The 20,123-nt window shown below is 57.3% G+C and carries 20 protein-coding genes; 17 read left to right on the top strand and 3 right to left on the bottom strand.

Features of this window, described 5'->3' with window-relative positions; genetic code table 11:
* Positions 1–22 precede the first annotated feature (22 nt).
* From KW830_RS05655 to KW830_RS05670, 4 genes are all read left to right on the top strand, one after another.
* Positions 23–562, top strand: coding sequence for a hypothetical protein (locus KW830_RS05655; RefSeq protein ID WP_218332425.1), 540 nt, complete (start codon positions 23–25; stop codon positions 560–562).
* A gap of 1,475 nt (positions 563–2,037) precedes the next feature.
* Positions 2,038–2,217, top strand: coding sequence for a hypothetical protein (locus KW830_RS05660; RefSeq protein ID WP_218332426.1), 180 nt, complete (start codon positions 2,038–2,040; stop codon positions 2,215–2,217).
* Between the two features lie 250 nt (positions 2,218–2,467).
* Positions 2,468–2,752 (top strand): H-NS family nucleoid-associated regulatory protein, encoded by a 285-nt coding sequence (locus KW830_RS05665; RefSeq protein WP_218332427.1) that lies wholly within the window; start codon positions 2,468–2,470, stop codon positions 2,750–2,752.
* 1,257 nt (positions 2,753–4,009) lie between these two features.
* Positions 4,010–4,168, top strand: a complete 159-nt coding sequence (locus KW830_RS05670) for a hypothetical protein (protein ID WP_218332428.1) — start codon at positions 4,010–4,012, stop codon at positions 4,166–4,168.
* A gap of 1,066 nt (positions 4,169–5,234) precedes the next feature.
* Here KW830_RS05670 and KW830_RS05675 read toward each other — a convergent pair.
* Entirely contained in the window at positions 5,235–7,157 is a 1,923-nt protein-coding gene (locus KW830_RS05675; protein ID WP_218332429.1) for a diguanylate cyclase domain-containing protein, read from the bottom strand.
* A 405-nt stretch (positions 7,158–7,562) separates the two neighbouring features.
* On the opposite strand from KW830_RS05675, the gene KW830_RS05680 reads away from it, so the two are divergent.
* From KW830_RS05680 to KW830_RS05735, 13 genes are all read left to right on the top strand, one after another.
* The gene (locus KW830_RS05680; RefSeq protein ID WP_218332430.1) at positions 7,563–7,856 is read left to right on the top strand and encodes a hypothetical protein; all 294 of its coding nucleotides are present in this window, start codon (positions 7,563–7,565) and stop codon (positions 7,854–7,856) included.
* 8 nt (positions 7,857–7,864) lie between these two features.
* Positions 7,865–8,002 (top strand): hypothetical protein, encoded by a 138-nt coding sequence (locus KW830_RS05685; RefSeq protein ID WP_218332431.1) that lies wholly within the window; start codon positions 7,865–7,867, stop codon positions 8,000–8,002.
* Positions 7,981–8,121 carry a hypothetical protein gene (locus KW830_RS05690; RefSeq protein ID WP_218332432.1) on the top strand — a complete coding sequence of 47 codons (141 nt, stop codon included), beginning with the start codon at positions 7,981–7,983 and terminating at the stop codon, positions 8,119–8,121. Before KW830_RS05685 ends, KW830_RS05690 begins: the two co-directional genes overlap by 22 nt.
* Positions 8,118–8,240, top strand: coding sequence for a hypothetical protein (locus KW830_RS21270; RefSeq protein WP_255578101.1), 123 nt, complete (start codon positions 8,118–8,120; stop codon positions 8,238–8,240). Before KW830_RS05690 ends, KW830_RS21270 begins: the two co-directional genes overlap by 4 nt.
* Positions 8,241–8,265: 25 nt before the next feature.
* Positions 8,266–9,225, top strand: a complete 960-nt coding sequence (locus KW830_RS05695; protein WP_218332433.1) for a recombinase RecT — start codon at positions 8,266–8,268, stop codon at positions 9,223–9,225.
* Positions 9,222–11,003 (top strand): YqaJ viral recombinase family protein, encoded by a 1,782-nt coding sequence (locus tag KW830_RS05700; protein WP_218332434.1) that lies wholly within the window; start codon positions 9,222–9,224, stop codon positions 11,001–11,003. The genes KW830_RS05695 and KW830_RS05700 overlap by 4 nt, the downstream gene beginning before the upstream one ends.
* Positions 11,000–11,176 (top strand): H-NS histone family protein, encoded by a 177-nt coding sequence (locus tag KW830_RS05705; protein WP_218332642.1) that lies wholly within the window; start codon positions 11,000–11,002, stop codon positions 11,174–11,176. Before KW830_RS05700 ends, KW830_RS05705 begins: the two co-directional genes overlap by 4 nt.
* A 70-nt stretch (positions 11,177–11,246) precedes the next feature.
* Positions 11,247–12,119 carry an SPFH domain-containing protein gene (locus tag KW830_RS05710; protein WP_192333321.1) on the top strand — a complete coding sequence of 291 codons (873 nt, stop codon included), beginning with the start codon at positions 11,247–11,249 and terminating at the stop codon, positions 12,117–12,119.
* Positions 12,116–12,406: a hypothetical protein gene (locus KW830_RS05715; protein ID WP_066534503.1), complete on the top strand. Its 291-nt coding sequence runs from the start codon at positions 12,116–12,118 to the stop codon at positions 12,404–12,406. Before KW830_RS05710 ends, KW830_RS05715 begins: the two co-directional genes overlap by 4 nt.
* Positions 12,407–12,545: 139 nt before the next feature.
* Positions 12,546–12,803, top strand: coding sequence for an excisionase (locus KW830_RS05720; RefSeq protein ID WP_218332435.1), 258 nt, complete (start codon positions 12,546–12,548; stop codon positions 12,801–12,803).
* Entirely contained in the window at positions 12,764–13,936 is a 1,173-nt protein-coding gene (locus tag KW830_RS05725; RefSeq protein WP_218332436.1) for a site-specific integrase, read from the top strand. Before KW830_RS05720 ends, KW830_RS05725 begins: the two co-directional genes overlap by 40 nt.
* Positions 13,937–14,262: 326 nt before the next feature.
* Entirely contained in the window at positions 14,263–15,630 is a 1,368-nt protein-coding gene (locus tag KW830_RS05730; protein ID WP_218332437.1) for a bifunctional diguanylate cyclase/phosphodiesterase, read from the top strand.
* A 1,242-nt stretch (positions 15,631–16,872) separates the two neighbouring features.
* Positions 16,873–17,076, top strand: a complete 204-nt coding sequence (locus tag KW830_RS05735) for a DUF1484 family protein (RefSeq protein WP_192333304.1) — start codon at positions 16,873–16,875, stop codon at positions 17,074–17,076.
* 53 nt (positions 17,077–17,129) lie between these two features.
* Here KW830_RS05735 and KW830_RS05740 read toward each other — a convergent pair whose 3' ends face one another.
* Both KW830_RS05740 and KW830_RS05745 read right to left on the bottom strand, forming a co-directional pair.
* The gene (locus KW830_RS05740; protein ID WP_218332438.1) at positions 17,130–18,194 is read right to left on the bottom strand and encodes a phage portal protein; all 1,065 of its coding nucleotides are present in this window, start codon (positions 18,192–18,194) and stop codon (positions 17,130–17,132) included.
* On the bottom strand, positions 18,194–20,068 hold the full coding sequence (locus KW830_RS05745) for a terminase large subunit domain-containing protein (protein WP_218332439.1): 1,875 nt from the start codon (positions 20,066–20,068) through the stop codon (positions 18,194–18,196). Before KW830_RS05745 ends, KW830_RS05740 begins: the two co-directional genes overlap by 1 nt.
* Between the last annotated feature and the right edge of the window lie 55 nt (positions 20,069–20,123).

Raw genomic sequence — 20,123 nt, forward strand, 5'->3', positions numbered from 1 at the left:
AGAAGCAAAAAAGGAAAGAGGGATGAAAAAAATACTGCTCACGATAGCAATGACTATCAGCATGCTGCACCAAGCTAGTAATGCAGCGATGTCGAACTTCATCGACCGCAATGAGCATGTGGTGAACTTGTCGCCGTACGTTGAGATCACCAATTTTCGCTTTGGAAATGTCCAAAGAGACCGTACTGGTTCTCGAATGGAAATGAATGCAGACTGGAAGAACATCGGCGCTCAACCTGTCGTAGCTTTCGAGATTGTCGTCTTGAAGTACGACGCGTTCGACTCACGAATGACTGGGTCGCGCTGGGTAGTAACGGGAAAGAACAGCGCTGACTGGAGCCCTCTTGAACCCGGAGCGAGTAGCAGCGACGGAACCATTAGTTTCCGTGATGAAGAAACGTTCACGGCCATTGCCTATGTCCGCCAAGTGCGCCTGAAGGATGGGACAGTGTGGAAGGTCTCGGACATAGAGCTTTCTAAAGAGCTAAAGAAGGTTGCGCCAAAGATCCCTGACTTTGGAAGCTTCAAGCCCGATCCGAAGGCTGGCTCAGGGAAGGACTGATGAAGCGCTCTCCCTGGCGCCACGGCTTTGCCTACGGCAGCTCTGTTTGGGCTGACTTGATAGTGTTCTAAAGGAATGCGACCTAGTCACAGAGATACTCTTCAGCTTCCAATATAAAGCCACAGCAAGCCCGCTCCACGTGGGCTTTTTTATGCGCAGATATAGCGCATCCTCACTTTGTAGGCCACCCCCTCACACGCGATCAATGGCCGACTCGCAACTTTCAGGACCCTGCACAATGTGAGCCGTCTCCTGTTCTCCCTCCTCTCGCTCTGAGAGGTTAGCCCCGCAAGTCGGGGCTTTTTTCTTGGTCGCACCGCCCTTACCCGGCTCGGATGCGACGAGCAAACCGCCTTGTTCCCGTGCAGCCCCCTACCCTCCGCCGGGATTACCTGTCCGCTCCTGGATGTGTCGTCTTTTCTGCTATGCCCACTTAGTCGCTCCAAGCAACAACCAAAGTTAATAAGTATTGAACTTTGGTTGACATCAACCATTTAACCGTGGTTAAATTCATCCATCGCAGCAACACACCGCGAGACACCCAAGGCCCAGCGATACGGGGCCGAAGCCGACAGGACGCAAAGGCGGGGTTAGCTCCCAAGGGAGCGCAGACAGGAGTTGCAGACGCGATGGGTGCCAAGTGATCTAGCCAGCACCTCGGGTCTTTAAAAACCGAGCCAGAGAACAGATTGATTGGGGTGGTCGATGAGTGAGCGCAAGAAGTTCAGCGGGAAGCAGGACGGTTGCCCGCCCTGCCCCACTCGGTCACAGCATCACGAGGAACACGACTAGCCAAACAACTGCACGCAGGCGTTTGGCGACATCGATGGTGATGCTCACACGCACGTAAGTCTTCATGGATTTCTCCGGTGAAGACCCGTGGCCACGGGTCAAAAACCCGCTTCGACTTTATTACGCGCCGTTGCTAGCGCGGCCTGCGGTCTACCTAGGATTGATCGCAAACGTTCGGCTTACAGCACAAGCCGGCTCTTCCTGAGCAGCCGGATATCCATCCGGTGGCTGGCACCTTGTCACCTTAAGCGGTTGATGGCCGCAGCGGGTGTTATCAGCACCCAGGACAAGTATCTCAGACGACCGCCCCATTCAATCTGCTCTTGAGGCTCTGCGAAGGATGAACAGGCCGAAAGGCCCTGCCCCTGTGATCTGTCGGCAGAAAGCAAAAGACAGGTGGCGCGAGAACCAACACTCGCGAGCCAGGCCCAGCTGGGCCAGATCAAAACAGCATGCCCCTCGCCCGCCTGAGCGGTAAATCAGGACGCTGGTACCGGCCCTCTTCGGGATATGCCAGCCGCCGCGCACGCCTGCACCTGGGACAGCAGGTATCGATAGCCAAGGACGCGCGGCAACCCATCCACCCGGGTCACCGGGGAAAAGCCAAGCCCTTTCACCAGAGAGCGCTTGGCTTTTTTACGCCGATAGCAGGGCGGCCCTCCCCTGCAATTTGAAACTCAACCATGACTCAACTGAAAAAAGGCCAGTCTGTGAAAGCTCGCACCATCCGTGGCACCGCCACGATTGCCGGCAAAGTGCAGGAGATCATCGAAACCACCAAGGGCCTGTGGGTGACCGTGCAGCCGGACGCCAAGGACGCGAAGCCGTTCAAAACACGCCCTGCTTTGTGCACGCCAGCCTGATTCCCGAAACCTTCCGCCCGGGGCAACCCGGGCCAAACCAGAGCACTTGTCAAGCAAATACTCTGGTTTGGTGAACGATTTATTATGGAATGCCCTACACTTCACAAGTTAAAGAATTCTTAATAATATTAGGAATCACTGAATGGGCACTGCTTCTTAAATGAAGGCACACAAGGCAAAGCCCAAGCGCGAGCAATACGCGCAGCTCTCTAACGGCAACTGCAAACTCTCAAACAAGGGGATCTCCAACATGAGCACCTACAAAAGCCTGCTTCAACAAAAAGCCGAACTGGAAGCCAAGATCGCCGAGGCGCGTAAAGCCGAACTGGCCCACGCGGTGAAGCAAGCGCGTGAACTGGTGGCGCAATTCGGCCTGACTGCTGATGATGTCTTTGGTGGCAAAAAGGCCGCAACCGGCCCCCGTGGAACTGTGGCCCCCAAGTACCGTGACCCCGCCACCGGTGCGACCTGGACTGGCCGCGGCAAACCCCCGAAGTGGATTGCCGACAAAGACCGCGCATCGTTCGCTATTTAAAGCTCACACACTTCCCGCATAGCCCGCAAGTCGCGGGCTTTTTTATGCCTTGCTGTGGCCTGAGCGTTTGCCTGCATCGTTTTCTGCAGCCGTGCGCTAGAAGGTGAAGCGGGCAAAAATCCCAAGGCGAATTTTCAAAAATAAGTACGCCGTTCTGGCCGCGAAGTCAGAGACTTCTTGTAGTCGCCACGGAAATTGAATGCGGGAGCTGGCACCGCATCAGAAAACCAGAAGCTCGAGTAACAAGCAATGTCGGGCGCGCAGTACCAGTGTGCAACCCCGTCCTGGTTGATAGCCCACCAACGCGCAAGCCTTGGGGCTTTGGACCAATCCACCTTGTCATGTCCTGTGCGCATGGCAACTCCTCAGATAAGCGGTGCAGTCTGTGGTGCTGGAGGTCAAGGGGCAACTGCCACTGGTCGCGATCAAGGTGGCCCACGCGCCCCTCCCTCCTGGGAAGCATCAAGCATGGTCGACACAGCGCGGAAAAAGGGGAAAAAGCCATCTGGTGCAACGCCTTACCCTTAGCAACACCAGGGCGAAGACCAGGGCCCGCTCACCAAAGGCGCCACGGGCCATGGGGGTGAACAATGTAAGTATTCTCTCAGAACGGTTTTTGCTCCTGAAAGAGAGTACCCTGAAGAAAGGCGATCAGCCCTGATCCGCCTTGATAGACCGGAGGTCTAAATGTCACCCCCCTCGAAATCTGCAGCCTATTTAGGCGACAGATTGCCCCAACTACCAGACTTTGACAGTCACACAGCTTCGAGTGACGACTATGTGTTCGAGCCGAACTGGCATGTACTGACCATGCTTGTCGACCCGAGCAAACAACCCAAAGTAACCATAAAAAAGGTCCGCAAACTGCAGCGCGAGAAAACTGCAGAAGAGGACTATTGATCCTCGAAGGCTTAGGCCGTAACGCATTGGTACAGCGTGGTTATCCCTAAAGCCTCATTGTGAAGATGCAGCAAGTCATCCCGATGCGCTGCAAATGGTTAAGGAATATCCAAATGACTCAGTCCAACCAACAACCCGGCCAGACCCCGAGCAAAAAACCCGGCCAAGCCGAACAGTCCTCCCCCAAGACCCCTCAACAAGGCCAGCCAGCCCAAAAGCCAAGTGGGCAGCACAAATAAGCAATCAAGTTGCTAACGCCTCGATTTTCGGGGGCACTGCACGGCCTTCAGGGTCAGCAGTTAATGAGCCCGCTTTAAGCGGGCTTTTGATCTTCTTGGAAAGCGTGGAGGCAAAACCATGATTGAGACGAAAACACCGGTGAAATCCGAGCCTGTCGCTCCGCCTACTTCGCCTGCACCTGTAAGACAAGATGCACCGGAGCCACATGAAAAAGTAGAGCGCCAGCAAGGGGACAGAGAGAAAGAGCCTGGCGTGAAAGAAAAACAACAAAGTTAGTTATAAGCCAGCATCTGCTAAATACTTTGAATGCTAAGGTAGGAATCATGTCTAGCGTCAGCATTGCGATATCTGCTCCCCTGCAGCTAGAAGCCAATTCGTTAAGGCTGATTCTCGATTGTGTTTTAGATGGCCATCCCGACATGGCACTAGCACTCTTACAAATTGATCAGATAATTACCGACTTGCAAGTGCATGCCAACAGGTCCGTTGAACTTCAAAGAAATGATCCATTAGTGGACTGTATGCAGCGAATTCGCGCCTCCCTAAATTAATTTTTGGTAGCGTCTACTTACGATATAGTGCTTTACTCTACTACTTGTCCTACATCACCTCACTCTTTAAATGGCCCTAATAGGTTAGGTCAATCCTTCGATTGGCCTTAATAGAAGCAGCGGTAATGAGTGAGCAATTGAATCAACCGAATCCGGGTGAACAACAGCAAAACCCCAACCAGCCGCAGCCAGGGCAAGAACAACATGACCAGCCTCTGCGCTAAGTTGTGATTCCAAGTCGGACTCTCACTTTTTTGAAGCCGACGACCTAGGGGGCTAATTCCCACAAAGTGGCTCCATTTACGGCAAACAGTGAAAACGCGAAAAGTAGATGTGTTCAAAATAGTCGGCTGCACATTTGACTAGAAAATATGGTGGGGACAAGGCGGTCCCCAAATTGCAGCCGAAATAGACCGGAGGTCTATATGTTCTCACTACTTGCATATAAGTTAAATATTGAATTTTGGCGTGATATTGGGATAATATTTACTCGGCCAATTTCCGAGCTACCGCCAAGACCGATGATTGCTGGTGCCCCCCCTTTGCCAGAGCCTCAAAAATCGGGCTTAAAGCCGCGGCGAGCGGTAATTAAAAAGAAACCGTAACTCAGTAGCCATGCGGGCATTAAACGCCGCCTCCTGCAGCGCATGCAGGGCCATGAAGCAAGCCCAGTGGCTTCCTTGATGGCGTGACTGGAAGTTGCCCACCAGCAAGCCGTGGAAGTCAGCGTCTCTCGTGACTGAGTGCAAAAAAACCGGGGCGTACACGGCAGCCATCACCCTTTTGCAGCGCTATGTGGCAGCTGTCGAATTCTCATTTGGGTTCTCACCAAGCGGCCGTCTGTTCGATTCAATGACGCGCCCTTTGCCTGCGTGCTTTGCCACATACATGGCTTCATCAGCGCGCTCAATTAACGAATCGCATGACTCGTTATCAAATTCATAGTAGGCAATACCGATGCTGCATCCCACTTTGGTTGTATGAATGTCTTCCACCACAATAGGAACCAGTACCTCCTGCAGGCAGCGCTGCATAGTGTGTACAACGCTTTCGCGATCGTTACGCCCAGTCAGCACAACGACAAACTCGTCGCCTCCAAGGCGTGCAACACAATCGTATTCACGCACTGCCCCCTTCAATCGTTTGGCTACGGTCTGCAAAACGATATCGCCGGCATCGTGCCCGTAGGTGTCGTTGACAGCCTTGAACCCGTCCAGATCGATAAAGCAAACGGCAACTGAGCTCAGGTGGCGGTTGGCAAGTGCAATGAAGCGCTCCATCTGCATGACCATAAGCCGACGGTTGGCCAGGCCCGTCAACGCATCGTGGGTGGCTTGGTGCTCGGTCTCTTGCTGGAGCTTTTTGTGGGCGTCAACATCCACAAAAATCCACACAGTATCCGTTTCCGTGATTTGCGCGGCATTGGCGTCCACCCAGAAGGTTTGACCATTGCTTTTTTTCAACTGCACCTCTGTGCGGAAGTGCTTGTTATGACTTAGCGCTTCGCTAGACAGTCGCCCGATTTGCTCATATGTTTCTTTGTCTGGATAGATGCAAAGCTTGGATTGCTGGTTCAAATCAGACACGTGCTTTCCCAGCATGCGTGCCATGGCCTTGTTGGCCCAGAGTATTTTCCGGTCGCGCACTTTGATCATGCCGATCAAGTCATTTTCGACAAAGAAGTTCTGCTCTTTCAGCAACTCTGCATTGCGCAACTTGTCAGTCAGCTCTCGCTGCTGATGCAGAAACAGGCTCCCTGCACCAAGCGCCATGAGCAGCACGCAAAGCCCCGTCAGGCTCCAGGCCCGTACAGCTTCGCTTCGCCAAGGTCGCAGGTAGCTTTCGGTGCTGATGCCGGTGTAGACCGTCAGCGAATACGGGGAGGAAAGACGTTGGTAAGCCGTTATGCGTTCAATGCCGTCCAGCGCAGTTGGCGTAATGAACCAGCCATGATCTGGGTTACGGCGCACCGTTTGCTTCAGCGCGGTAGAGGTCAGCGTGCCTCCAACGCCAATATGCGAGGTTGGATCTGCTTGCGAGTAACGGGCCACCAAACGGCCTTCGGCCGAGCGTAGAGTGGTTGCGCTGTCTTCGCCAGGGGTCAGTTTCTGGAAAAGTTTGCGGAAATGCTCTACATCCAGGACGACGAACACAGCACCCTTGAAGGTACCGTTTTCACCCTCCAGCCTTCGGCTAAGAACCACGCTCCATTCTTTAAACGAGTGGCTGACCAAAGGCTCTGAGATGACCATCTTGTCAGAGCGTTTGACCTCTTCAAAGTAGGCCCGGTCTGCAATCGAAAAAGGCTGCTCATTCGGCAAAAGGCCCAGGCGCACCATGCCATTGGCATCGGCCACACGCACTGCTTTGGAGAAGGGAAGCAAAGCAGCCTGGTTGGTCACGGCCGATTCAAATGTTTGTACAGTTGCCCCGGCCTGATGGAATTCGTGCGCAATAGTCGATAGTGCGTTATCGATCAGCCGCATCTCGGTGTTGAGCTCGTAGCTCAACAAGCGGGCCTGATTGATGGAGGCGTCCACGCCACGTTGAACGTGGTAATCACGCGACTCGCGCAGGTTATGCCAAGTGGACGCTATAAGTATGGAAGCAATTAGAAAAACGCCGACAACAGTTTTAAGCAAAAGCTGCCTAGACCGAATGAGACTTGTTACCACTCCATCTATCAGACGGTCAACAAAACGGATGCTCTTCATATGCGAACCATGATTGCTCAAGATGGGTCCCGTCAGTTTGCTGTTGTTGAGGTGAGGCAAGCGTACGACAAGAGATATTCACTGCCTATCAAGCCTCTATCTTCGATTGTGATCCCGCTATCAGCGGCCGCAATGGTCCGACTTGACGTGCGGCAAGACAAGCGCAAATGTTGTCCGGAGGTCACGCTTGAGACTGATTCAGCGCATCCGTTCAAGCCAGTGAACTGAACACCTACCCTCTGGTGCAGGGCCTAGGCCGCGTTTACGCACGCCGTCCTTCTAGTTCACCTGGCATATCTGTATCTGCAGGCAACGGTGCCTGTACAACCCAGCCCGCTCCAAGCGGGATTTTTCATTTCAACGGCTCGCTTCGGCGGACCTTTTTGCTTTCAAACAGGAGCATTCATGAACGCACGACTCCCACTGCGCGCCATACCCTCCGACGCAAATGGCCTGCCGCCCTATGAGCCCGACACTGCACGCTTTCAGGTGACTGTCGAGGGCGTCACGCTGGACACGCTGATCCATTACGGCGATGACTTTGACCTGTCTGTCTCGGCCATTTGGCACCGTGGCGTGAACATCGCCCCGCTGCTGGAGCCGAGCATCGACGAGGCCATCCTCATCGCCTACGACGTGCACCGTCAGGCCCTGCGCGCAGATGCCCTGGTGGAACGCCGGGCTGGCTTCTCTGATTGAGAGCCAGCATGCGTCCAACCATCCAACTCCAGCGCCTGCCGCGCCGCAAGAAGAAGCCCGCCATCAAGCGGGCTTTGTTCATTCTGGCCCTGGCCATCGTCGCCGCCCTGGCCGCCGAGATCCAATGCGCTTCATCTACATCGTGAACGGCCAGCCCAGTGCTGCCACCTTCAGCACCCGTGACGCGGCCTACACCGCCGGCCTGCTGCGCGCCGGCAACGTCATCGCGGGCATAACCACCGCCGGTGTGCGAGGTGCTGCATGAACACCACCACTCCCCTCCATCAGCCCGCCTCGTTGCGGGTTTCTTATTTTCTGGACCTGCTCAAGTGGCTTGGCATCAGCGCACTCGCGCTGGCCGCTGCCGCCGCCATCGTCTTTTGACCATCACCACGAATCGAGGTATCCCATGAGCAATGCGCTCGCCCCCCAGCAAGCTGCAGGCAGCCTTCGCCCTGCCGCACAGTTCGATCTGAGCCCGCAAAACTTTGAGCAGGCCCTGACCTTCTCCAACTACTTGGCTGAGAGCGATCTGGTGCCCAAGGACTTCAAGGGCAAGCCGGGCAATTGCCTGATCGCCATGCAGTGGGGTGCTGAGCTGGGGCTCAAGCCTCTGCAGTCGCTGCAGAACCTGGCCGTGATCAACGGCCGGCCGGCACTGTGGGGTGATGCGGTCATTGCCTTGGTCTTGGCCAGCCCCGTCTGCGAGTACGTCACCGAAGATGACGACGGCAATACAGCCTATTGCCGCGTGAAGCGCAAGGGTGGGCCTGAGCAGGTACGCAGCTTCAGCATGGCTGATGCACAGAAGGCCGGGCTGACCAACAAGCAAGGCCCTTGGACGCAGTACCCGAAGCGTATGCGTCAGATGCGTGCGCGTGCCTTTGCGCTGCGCGACGTGTTCCCTGATGTGCTGCGCGGCATGCCCGTGGCAGAGGAACTGGAGGACATGGCGGCCAACCCTGCGCCAGTTGAACGACACATGGGGCCGGCCGAGGTAGTCCAACCCGAATGGCCCGCTGACAAGTGGGCAGCGCGCTTGCCGCAGATCCTGGATGGCATCGCCCAAGGCAAAACCGTCGATGACGCGCTGGCCTGGCTAGGCAGCAAGGGCAAGGTCACGGCCGAGCAGGAGAAAGAGCTGCGCGACAAGGCGACCAAGCTCCAGCCGACCGCCTCGGCACAAGGGGCTACGCCCGGCGCCCCTGCTGTTGACCCAGACAAGCTGGCCGCAGATCTGCAGGCTTGCGCCGACCTGGACAAGCTCTACGAGCTGGGCGGCCTGCTCGATGCCATCACAGACGAAGCGCAGCGACTGCGCATCACCGATATCTTTGACGCCCGCGTGGCGCAACTGGAGCAGCCATGAGCATGCGAATAGTGAATCTGGTGCAGGGCACCCCTGAATGGCACGCCCACCGCCGTGCGCACTTCAACGCCAGCGATGCCCCGGCCATGATGGCCTGCAGCAGCTACAAGACCCGCGCGCAGCTGGTCAAGGAACTGGCAACCGGCGTCACCCCGGAAGTGGACGCGCCCACACAGCGGCGGTTCGACGCCGGCCACCAGTTCGAGGCACTGGCCCGGCCGCTGGCGGAGGAAATCATCGGCGACGAGCTCTCTCCTTGTGTGGGCACTGTGGGCAAGGACAGCGCATCGTTCGACGGGCTGACCTTCATGAACGACACGGCCTTCGAGCACAAGGCGCTCAACAACACCCTGCGCGAAGCCATGGCGCCTGGCTGTACCGGCGCCGACCTGCCGCTGCAGTACCAGGTGCAAATGGAGCACCAAGCCATGGTGTCGGGCTGCGATCGCATCCTGTTCATGGCCAGCGAGTGGCGCCTGGACGCCGACACTGGCGAGTGGGCGTTGGTTGAGGAGCGCCACTGCTGGTATGAGCCGAACCCAACCCTGCGCTCCCAGATCGTGGCCGGCTGGGAACAGCTGGAGAAAGACGTGGCGGCCTTTGACCCCACCGCCGAGCGCCCGGCAGCCGTGATGGCCGAGCCCGTGGAGAGCCTGCCGGCCGTGGCAGTGCAGCTCCAGGGCAGCCTGGTCGTAGTGTCCAACTTGGACAAAGTGGCAGTAGCCGTGCGCGCGTTCATCGACGGCATGGTGGTCAAGCCCTCCACCGATCAGGAATTCGCTGACGCCGAGGCTGAATGCAAGGCACTGAAGTCTGGCGAGGAAGCCATGAAGGCGGCCGTGGCCAGCGCCCTGGCTCAGGTCAGCGATGTGGAGGCCTTCACGCGCACCGCAAACGACTTGGCCAACCTGATGCGCACCACCCGCTTGGCGCGCGAGAAGCTGGTGGCAGCCGAGAAAGACGCCCGCCGCTTGGCAGTGGTGACCGATGCCCAGCAGGACCTGGACCAGCACGTGGCAGCGCTCAACAAGCGCCTGGGTGCCGACTGGCTGCCACGAATGGCCGGCGGATTTGCGGAAACCATCAAGGGAAAAAAGTCCCTGGCCAACATGCAGGACGCCGTAGCTGTGGCGGTGACCAACGCCAAGGCACAGGCCAACGGCCTGGCTCAGCGCTTGGAGGCCAACCGCGCACACCTGGTGCAACAGGACGGCGACTGGATCGCCCTGTTTGCCGACTTCGCCACCGTGGGCACCAAGGCCGCAGAGGACTTCCACGCCCTGGCCGCGCTGCGCATCGGAAACCATCGCTCGGCCGAGGCCAAGCGGATAGAGGCTGAACGCGAGCTCATTCGCCAGGAGGAGCAGCAGCGCGCCGATGCAGAAATGCGGGAGAAGCTCATTCAGGCCGAAGCTCAGGCGCAGGCCGGTATTGATGAAGCACGTTCTGCCGATGAACTGCCAGGCCCGCTGTTGGATGACCTAAGCTCACTGGCCAAAGGCCTGCGAGACAGCGGCGTGGCCGAGATCGACACGCGGCATGCCATCGCTGCGGCGCAAACCAGTGCTGCTGCAGCAGCGAGCGACGATGGCCGGACGATGACGTTGGGTCAAATCAACGCCTTGATTGCGCCCATCAAAGTTGACGCCGCCGGCCTGGCTGAACTCGGCTTTGTGGCCACGACGATCAAGGCCGCCAAGCACTACCCTGCTGGCAGCGTGCCGCACATCCTGGGGGCGATGATCAAGCACCTGCAAGGAGTGATGGCCACGGCCTGACCTCCGCCCTCTCGCGCCCGAACGCCAGCCAGGCCGAGCCACGCATCACCAGCATTGTGCCGGCCAAGTACCGCAACCCGGAAACCGGTGATACTTGGACCGGGCGCGGCAAGGAGCCAGTGTGGATTCGTGGTCAGGACCGTGAGGCCTATCTGATCACCCCGGCCGCATAACACCGGCCGCCTTTCCCCTTATCACCCGCAGCGAGCGGGTTTTTTCATGCCGCGAAGGAGGCGGCGAACTATGCGCAAGCTCAAACTGTTCTTGGCTGTTGCTGCCCTGGCGACCCTGGCGGCCTGCGGCAGCAAGGTCGAAGTGCCGCCCGCCCATGTGGGCAAAATCATGACCAAGGACGGCTACCAGGAGGCCCTGATCCCCACGTCCAAATTCCGCCTCTCCGCGTGCTGGGCCTACTGCGACCGCCTCGTCCTACTGGACGTCTCGGACAAGGCCTACCAGGAAGCTCTGTCCATCTTCATTCCCGAGGACAAGTTGAACCTGGAAGTCGCGGTGCGCGCCACGCTGAGCATCAACCCGGCCAAGACGGGCGAGCTGTTCAACGCGATCAGCCCTGAAGGCAATGATGGCGATATCTCTGTGATTGGCAATGAGCAGGTGTACCGCACCTACGCCAGCCAGATCATCCAGGCCGAGGTGCGCGAGTACCTGAGCAAGTTCAGCATCAGCGAAATTGCCTCGAGCAACGAGAAGATCAACGCTGACCTGCGCCTGCAACTGGGCAAAGTGATCGAGGCGCGCACCCCGTTCTCAGTGCGCTATGTGGGCATCACGAACTTCAAGTACCCCAAGATCATCACCGACGCCCAGGAGTCTGCAGCCGAGCGTCGCGAAGCCATCCAGAAGGAAGAGGCTCAGCTGGCCATCAGCAAGGCCCAATTAGAGCGCGAGCTGCAGGAAGCCCGCCTGAACCGCGCCATCGAAAAAGAGAAGGCGGAAACTGAAGCCATGGCTCAAGCCGTCCTGGCCCAGTCGGTGGACGGCCGCGTGCTGGAGCTGCGCAAGCTGGAGAATCAGCGCGCCTGGATCGATAAGTGGAATGGTCAGTTGCCCACCACCACCCTGGGCGACTCCACCCCAATGGTCAAGCTGAAATGATCCTGCTGCTGAACCTTCTGCCCTACCTTGTGGTGGCCGCCGGCCTGTTGCTGGGCATCAAGCTGCGCAAGGTTTGGATCTTCCTGGCCGCCTTGGCCCTGGCGGCCATCTACAACATGGCCCAGCCGTCGTATGCCCCCAAGGGCACGGTGCAGCGCAGCCAGGTCCCGGCCTTCACGGAGTCCAGCACCAGCATCGAGGATCGCAACAGCAAGCCGGTTCCCGGTGATGTGCGGGACCAGCGTATGCGTGATGCTGTGCGCAACGGCTTGGAATTCAAGCCGTAAACCAGCCGCCCTGGCTTCGGCCGGGGCGACACTCGCCCCACCAGGGGCATGAGCACAGGACTTGCGCCTGTCCTGATTTCCCTGAACCCCAGCCCGCCCGGCCCATGCCCGGCGGGCTTTGTCTTTTCTGGAGCAGTCAATGAGACACCAAGCAACCCACCAGGCAACCGTGGTCACCCACGAGAATCCCGCCGCCGCTAGTGCCCCCGAATGGGTGCTGGCGAGCAAGTACGAAGAGCTGACAGGCGTCACCCGCGAAACCGTCAAGCAGCGGAAGAAGACCGGCACTTGGAAGATCGGCCAGCAGGTTGCTGTCGTTTCCCGTCGCCTCTACGTCAACATCAAAGCAGCAGACCAATGGATAAAAGACCAAAGCTCGAAACACCACCCGGCGTAACCATCCGCAGATTTGTCACCGGTGACCGCATTCAAATTGCGTTCTCATTCGAGGGCAAAGAGTGCCGCGAGATGCTACCGCCTGGGCCTATCAACAAGTCCAGCATTCAACGAGCAGCAGTTCTGCGAGAAGACATCCGCGACAAAATCAAGGCCGGTGACTTCGACTACGCCGCATTCTTTCCCGACAGCCCGAAGGCCGGTGTCAGTAGGAAAAACGCCGGACTGATGAGAACGCTCTTGCAAAACCAGCTGGAGACCTACGAGCGCCAAGTCAAAAACGGGCAGATGTCGAAATCCACCTATAACGGCTATGCCAAGGTGATAAACGGCGACCGGATGCGGCGCTGGGACAATGTGCAGGCGTCCGAGATCACCCCCGGCATGCTGCGCGAATGGATTGGCGAGATGGACTGCACTTCAAAGGCCATCCGAAACACGCTCATCCCTCTGCGTTCCGTTTTCGAAGATGCACTGAATGACGGCGTGATCGAATTCAACCCGTTCGAACGCATTGCATTGGCAAAGCTGATCCGGCAAACAGCCAAAGCCAGTGACTACGTCGTTCGGCCATTCACCTACGCCGAGCGTATGACTATCCTCGACGCTTGCCGAAACGATGAGCGCCCGACCTTCCAGTTCTGGTTCAACACGGGCCTTCGGCCTGGAGAGTTACAGGCGCTGGAGTGGGAGCACATTGACTGGGAGCGGCGCGTCGCGCGCATCGTCCAGAACCAAGTGGCGGGTGTCATCAAGGGTCCGAAGACAGCCGCCGGCAAGCGGGAGATGGATTTGAACGACGAGGCCATGCAGGCCCTCCGCGACCAGTTGCCCATCAGCGGCGCCCGCGGCAAGCGGGTTTGGCTCAACACAGTGACGTTACTCCCCTGGACCACGGATGCTCAGGTGCGCAAAACCGCCTGGCTGCCGCTGATGGCCAGGGCCGGCATAACCTACCGCAATCCGTACCAGATCCGGCACACCTACGCCTCAACGCTGCTGACTGCCGGCGCCAACCCCTGGTACGTGGCACAGCAGTTGGGGCACGAGGACGTGGAAATGGTGTTCCGCACCTACGGCAAATTCATCCGCGAGGATTACCAGCACCCGAAAGCACTGCCAAAGACAAGCTGACTCTGATAGCCATCTGGAACGTTTGAGCAACAAATCAAGCCACACAGCATAACCGCTGCGTGGCTTTTTTTGATGCTGGCGCGATGGGTTGAAACCCATGAAGTCCTCCTACAGAATGACTGCGCGCCTTATCGGCCGATCAGAACCACCACTGCTTCACCGGGCTAGTAATTAATAGAATTATTTTTCTATAAAAATTACAAACTATCAAAACAACTATAATTATAGTCAAAAACAAATGCATTGAAACAAATTGTAATTTACAATGCGCCGCTCATTGTTAAAAATAAATATCAACTGCTTTAAATTTACAAGGCGCAAGTACGTTGACTAATAAATATAATACAAAAGCCTCCCACTACCGAGAGGTAGAGTGGTTGGGGAAAAAATTTCCCCAAAGTGATAAAGTCATAAAAATCAAGCTCCTTTTGCAGCTCAATACCATCGCTTGTACGGTTTTGGGTATATTCTGGACTGCATGTTATTTTTTGTATTCCAGAAATGACCTTGCGCTGATTTTTTTGGGGCTTTTTCTTGTGGGAATATGTTCATATTATTCCGCGAGAAATTTCAGTTATGCATATCTTGCAGGAATGGCGCATGCACTCTTGCTGATAGTGACATTGATATCTTTGATAGACAGCCCTCTTGAAAACATTCCGCGCTCTGCCCATGTATATTTCCTCCCTCTCGCCATTGGAGTTGTATTTATATTTAACCCCAAAGACAAATACATGGGAATTATTTTCCCCAGACTTTGTTTGGTATTTTTTGCCGCTTTCGGAGTAGGACTTTTTGATATAGATTCTTCCAATTTCTCTCCGCCAGAAAATATTAGAATGATAGGTTGCGTCAGCAACTACACATTTTCCACGTTGATACTGGCATCCATAATAAGAATCTACATCAAAAATTTAAACGAGAAAGTTGATCTCGCATTCAGCCTGGCTCAAGCCGTGGTAAAAAATGAAATAGTGGTTCACTACCAAGTTCAAGTGGATGCGAAAGGCAAGCCTTTGGGAGCTGAGGCATTGGTAAGATGGAACCACCCAGAACGAGGCCTTTTATCTCCTGATAAATTTATTCCATTGGCCGAAGAGAGCCTTGTCATCCGTGATATTGGGCTTGAGGTTTTACGTCAATCCTGTCGTTTGCTTGCAGAATGGTCAAATGATTCTTCGCTTAAAGACAAATATATAGCGGTCAATGTGAGTCCGGTGCAGCTTGCTGATGAAGATTTCGTCGCTACCGTCATCGAAGTGGTTCAAAATTTCGGGGTCAGGCCTGAGCTGATTGAACTTGAGCTGACGGAGTCAGCCTTGATCATCGATGCCGAGCAAGCGATATTAAAAATCCAGCAACTTAAAGATTTCGGCGTCCAATGGGCTCTTGATGACTTCGGATCTGGATTCTCATCGCTTTCTATCATCAAGACATTGCCGGTGCAGAAAATAAAGATAGACAAGCAATTTATTCGAGATGCCAAGTCCAACGAATCTTCCAAAAATCTGCTGAAGAAGATTTTTGAAATATCCGAACTGTTAGAAATGGAAGCTATTGTTGAGGGCGTGGAAGAACACAGCCAGCACGAAATGCTCATTGATATCGGATACTCTCAGTTCCAAGGTTTCCTGTTTGGTCACCCCAAACCAGCGCCAGAAGTCACAGAGAAGATGAAGTCATCTTTATCTTGAACGGATAACGCATTGTCATCTGGGATCCTCTATTTCACCATGCCGGTGCAAAGTGGATCTTTTACCGTGATGCGTTTTGACTTGACCGGGCCAACCAAGGCAATCAGTCAGCTGGATGGGCTAAGGATCAACTTTTAAAAAAGCAAAAATCCAGCCCCGCCAAAGACATCCGTCTTTGATGCCACTTTCCCACGCTACCCTTGCGCCGAATCAGCTTGGCTCCGAGATGCTTCATTAGCGCAAGCACAGATGCGCCGACCAATGCGACCAGCGCAGCAACGAGTTGTTCTATACGCCTGGGCCCTGAGCAAGCGACGCTCGGACACTGAAGTCGGCATGGCCGCCGCGATCGCTAAGCGGCCGGCAATTGCGCTCCGGACCCATGCCAGATCTGACGCAACCCTGCATCCACCCTGGAGCCAGCCGTTGGCAGGCAGCCCGACACCTAGGCTATGGGGTCGTAGCGATGGTGGTCCGCGCCTACGACAAGTTCACCAGAAGCCCGAGGCTGAACTTCGCCTGGTCAGCGGGGAGTGATCGGTGCGAATCCCGTGCGAAATCGGTGCGAATTTGGCGACACCACACGACCCTTTGGGGCAAGAAAAAACCGCCACACACTAGGCTTTCCAGTGTGTGGCGGTGTCTTGTATGGTGGAGCTGGCGGGAATTGAATCCGCGTCCGATCATTCCCAAACAATGGCTTGGACTCTCATATGTGAGATCGGTGTGAATTCTTCTTGGCGCTCCAAGCAGCCACAGACAATCAGCCACAACAAGCACAGGCGGTCTACTACGCCGGATTCCGCTCCTTGCTCGCCAGGTGAAGCACCAGTCTTCCACCTTCGGCAACTCTAAAGGAGTCGTGTGAGTATTTCCCGTCAAAACCCGTCAATCTCACAGTGCCTCCAATCCCGTTCGGGATCAAGCTAGGCGCGTAAGTGCCCATGGCCGGCGGTGCCGTCGGAAGTGACACATTAAGCGCGCAGGCGCGGCGGGGTCTCGACCGCGCGCTGTGGGGGGATGGCTGGGGTGCCCGCCGGTCGCCCCCCTGCCCCCTCTGCCCTCCTGCCCCCTGGATGGCCCCTGGATGGCCCCTGGATGGCCCCAGCTGGGCCGGGCGGCCCCTGGGTGCACAGGTGGAGGGCCAGTGGCTATGCGTGCTTCATACAGTAGGAAAAGCGTTTGCTCACATGTAGTTAGCCTGCATATACTGTATAAACATACAGTGTTTAGAGAGCATCCATGCCTTCCAAGAACTCAGCAAATGAGCGGCTACAGAGAGAGATAGACGATGTGAGCGCAGCCATGGCGGCCTTGTGCGAGCTGCTGGCCGCAGCCCAGCAAGGGCAGATCAGTGCAGATGCACTTCACACCCTGCTGCAACCGCTCTCGCGCAGGCTGGATCTGGCCGCCGGCACACTGGCAGACTGCGCCGCCGCCGGCTGAAAGCAAAAAAGCCCCGCGGTGCGGGGCTCTCTGTCATATCTTGGGCTTGGCCGTCAGTGCATCACACCAACCCCACCCTGCCCAGCCTGGTCCACCCCGGGCAGCACATAAGGTGTCCAGCGGCAGATCTCTTCGCCCATATAGTCGTTGATCGCACTGCCAATGTGCGCCTGAAGCGGGTACACCTCATTGCGCGCAAACACCCGGGCCGCGGCCACCACATCGCCAAAGCCGCCGGCATTGGCCGGCACCACGCCCATCAGCTGGGGCGGCACCCGGTGGGCTGCCAGTTGGTCGTCCCGGCTCACGTTCTTGATGTTGAAGAATTCGTCCTTGGCCGCGGCTTCGCCAATCGGGATCAGCTGGATCCCCTTCTCCTTGCCGTTCGGGCTGTGGAAAAAGAGGTTGCGGAAGTTGCCCAGTCCCTTGCTGCTTTTCAGCGCCTGCCGCAGCGCATCCACGTCGCCCTGGTTCGTTTCCGGGTCGGTCAGGTACAGGATGTAGCCCGCATGGCTGCCGTTCGTGTAATAGCGCCGACGGAACAGCGTGGCACTCTCGTTCAGCAGCGCTGCCTGCAGGGATGACAGGTACTGGGGCAGCCCATACACCTCCTGGTGCACATCCGGCTCCAGCACATGGCAGATGCTGCCTTTGGGAAAGTAGTGCGCCTGCTGCCAGGTGCGCACAAAGCCAAAGCGCTGCAGATCCTGGTGGCGCCGCACATACTTGGCCAGGGCGTGCTTCAGCTGCATCCCGTCGCCCAGCATGTTGCGCGGCCGCTCCAGGTAGGCATTGCCAAACACCAGATAGTCCGTGGCCAACTGCCGCATGGTTGCCCGGCTCAGCAGCTTGTGCGGGGTGAACGTGCTGGCCAGCACCTGGGCCTTGAAATGGATGGCGCTCTCATGGTGTGTGGCTGCACGGAACGACCGGGCCAGCCCGTCAAAGCTGACGGGCGGGTCATACCACTCGCCATTCACCCAGCATTCCACATAGTCCAGAATCTCCCGGCGGTCCAGCACTGCTTCCGGGTCACCAAAAGAAAAGGCCTCCATGCGTGCCGGGCTGGTGGTGGTCAGGGCTGTGGCTTCCGCAGCTGCGGGCATCAGGGTGGTCATCAGTAAAACTCCATGGTGGCGCCACCGCCGTTGCCGCCCAGGGCAACCGCTTCCAGTGGCTCATTGTCCAAAGCATTCATGCAGGCCCAGGCAAGGTCAGAGTGGCCAGCCTCCTCGCTGCGGCCACCGGCATAGGTCACGTTGCGACCGCTAGCCGTCATCTCGCGCTTGATCGCCATGAAGCTGCGCTGCAGGTCCACATCCCCGGCGTCAAACTCGAGGCGGCCCGCGCGCATCACGCTCTGCGCCTTCAGCACCAGGCGGGTCTTCACCTCCACGCTGTACTGCAAGGCCTTCACGCTAGGGAAGAACTTCTTCACGATCTGGTAGACCCCTTGGCCCAGGCCCGTGGTGTCAATGCAGATGTGCTGCACGTTGTATTTTTCGGTCAGCTTGCGGATCTGCTCCGCCTGACCTTCAAAGTCCGCCCCCTTGAACTGCAGGCGCTCCAGCACGCGGAACTTGCCGCCAGGCACGTCAGGCGGTGCAAGCACCACCAGGCCAGCGGCGTCGCCCGTGTGGCTGGGGTCGTAACCAATCCACACCGGCTTGCGCCCAAAGGGCCGCAGGGCAAAGGGTTTGAAGTCCTGCGCCCATGCATCCCAGCTGTCCACATGGCAGCCCATCAGCATGCTCAGCGGGAACACGGCGAAGCTTTCGTCCACAAACCCGCACATCAGCAGGTTGTCCCATTCCTCGTCGCTGTACTCAAAGCGTAGCTCGTCCAGGTCGAACAAATCGCAGCCACCGGCGGCGGCATCCAGCACCGTCACAATCTGGCGCCAGATCTTGTCCTCACCGGTAAAGCCACCCGCCAGCCAGTCGTGGGTCAGGTTCAGCTCAATGCGGTCCGCCTTGGCGCGCTTGCGGTTGATGCGCGCACCGCTCCAGAAAGCGTAGGCCTGGTGCTGCAAGCTGCTGGGCGTGCTGAAGTAGGTCTTGCGCCAGTGCTTGTGCATGGCCATGCCGCTGGCCACCTTGTTCAGTTCTTCAAAGCGGTGCGTCCAGAAGAATTCATCAAAGTAGAAATTGCCGTGGTAGCCCTGGGCCGTGCGCGCATTCGTGCCCAGGAAATAAAGCGTGGCGCCGTTGGGCAACACAATCGGGTCGCCCTTCAGCTCAATGTCCAGCACCTCCTGCACAAACGCCACGATGTACTGGCGGAAGATCTGCGCCTGCGCCCGGCTGGCAGACAGAAAGATCTGATTGCGCCCAGTCTCCAGCGCATCAATCAGCGCCTCGCGGGCAAAGTACCAAGTCGCGCCAATCTGCCGACTTTTCAATATCACCCGCGTGCGTTCCTGGCTGTTCTGCCACCAGGTCAGCTGGTACTTGAACAGGCTGTCAATGAATGCCGCCTTCAGCTTCTCCAGCGCCGCATCACCCAGCGGGTTGCGCTCAGGCGGGCGCTTCGGCCCGGCATTGCGCTCCAGAATGTTCGGGTTCAGGTCGGCTTCCTTACCCGTCTTCTCGTAGCGCTGCACGCGCGCCAGGCGCTCAATCTGGCGCCCCAGCAGGTCAATCTCTTTGAAGTCGCCGCCGGTCTTGCTGTCCTTGTTGATCAGCGTGCAAAGGCGCATCTCCAGCGTTCCTTCCACGCGCTGCACCGCCGTGGCCTGTTCCCAGGTGTCCGCCTTCTTCCATTCGTGCACCGTGGTGCGCGGCACCTCCAGGTGCTCGGCAATGTGCGTCACCCGCCAGCCCATCCAGTACAGCGCGCGGGCTGAACGGCGCTTGTCCTGGCTGCGGTCCGTCAGCGCGCGCAGCACATCCAGCTCCTGCGCCGGGGCATCAGGCTGCTGGGTGTTGGCAATGGGAAAAGGGTTGTGCTGACCGCTGCGCACACGCGCCCGCCGGTCCTTGGTGGCCGTCATAGGGCTGCAGTTTGGGCGGCATAACGCGCGGGCGCACCCACGCATTTATGTGCAG

Origin of the sequence: Comamonas sp. CMM03 (assembly GCF_019218715.1) — a bacterium.
Lineage (GTDB): Bacteria > Pseudomonadota > Gammaproteobacteria > Burkholderiales > Burkholderiaceae_C > Comamonas > Comamonas terrigena.

What these genes read in the sequence shown, in the direction of transcription:
- KW830_RS05655 (WP_218332425.1), top strand. Translation starts at nt 23, where the DNA reads ATGAAAAAAATACTGCTCACGATAGCAATGACTATCAGCATGCTGCAC.
- KW830_RS05660 (WP_218332426.1), top strand. Translation starts at nt 2,038, where the DNA reads ATGACTCAACTGAAAAAAGGCCAGTCTGTGAAAGCTCGCACCATCCGT.
- KW830_RS05665 (WP_218332427.1), top strand. Translation starts at nt 2,468, where the DNA reads ATGAGCACCTACAAAAGCCTGCTTCAACAAAAAGCCGAACTGGAAGCC.
- KW830_RS05670 (WP_218332428.1), top strand. Translation starts at nt 4,010, where the DNA reads ATGATTGAGACGAAAACACCGGTGAAATCCGAGCCTGTCGCTCCGCCT.
- KW830_RS05675 (WP_218332429.1), bottom strand. Translation starts at nt 7,157, where the DNA reads ATGAAGAGCATCCGTTTTGTTGACCGTCTGATAGATGGAGTGGTAACA.
- KW830_RS05680 (WP_218332430.1), top strand. Translation starts at nt 7,563, where the DNA reads ATGAACGCACGACTCCCACTGCGCGCCATACCCTCCGACGCAAATGGC.
- KW830_RS05685 (WP_218332431.1), top strand. Translation starts at nt 7,865, where the DNA reads ATGCGTCCAACCATCCAACTCCAGCGCCTGCCGCGCCGCAAGAAGAAG.
- KW830_RS05690 (WP_218332432.1), top strand. Translation starts at nt 7,981, where the DNA reads ATGCGCTTCATCTACATCGTGAACGGCCAGCCCAGTGCTGCCACCTTC.
- KW830_RS21270 (WP_255578101.1), top strand. Translation starts at nt 8,118, where the DNA reads ATGAACACCACCACTCCCCTCCATCAGCCCGCCTCGTTGCGGGTTTCT.
- KW830_RS05695 (WP_218332433.1), top strand. Translation starts at nt 8,266, where the DNA reads ATGAGCAATGCGCTCGCCCCCCAGCAAGCTGCAGGCAGCCTTCGCCCT.
- KW830_RS05700 (WP_218332434.1), top strand. Translation starts at nt 9,222, where the DNA reads ATGAGCATGCGAATAGTGAATCTGGTGCAGGGCACCCCTGAATGGCAC.
- KW830_RS05710 (WP_192333321.1), top strand. Translation starts at nt 11,247, where the DNA reads ATGCGCAAGCTCAAACTGTTCTTGGCTGTTGCTGCCCTGGCGACCCTG.
- KW830_RS05715 (WP_066534503.1), top strand. Translation starts at nt 12,116, where the DNA reads ATGATCCTGCTGCTGAACCTTCTGCCCTACCTTGTGGTGGCCGCCGGC.
- KW830_RS05720 (WP_218332435.1), top strand. Translation starts at nt 12,546, where the DNA reads ATGAGACACCAAGCAACCCACCAGGCAACCGTGGTCACCCACGAGAAT.
- KW830_RS05725 (WP_218332436.1), top strand. Translation starts at nt 12,764, where the DNA reads ATGGATAAAAGACCAAAGCTCGAAACACCACCCGGCGTAACCATCCGC.
- KW830_RS05735 (WP_192333304.1), top strand. Translation starts at nt 16,873, where the DNA reads ATGCCTTCCAAGAACTCAGCAAATGAGCGGCTACAGAGAGAGATAGAC.
- KW830_RS05740 (WP_218332438.1), bottom strand. Translation starts at nt 18,194, where the DNA reads ATGACCACCCTGATGCCCGCAGCTGCGGAAGCCACAGCCCTGACCACC.
- KW830_RS05745 (WP_218332439.1), bottom strand. Translation starts at nt 20,068, where the DNA reads ATGACGGCCACCAAGGACCGGCGGGCGCGTGTGCGCAGCGGTCAGCAC.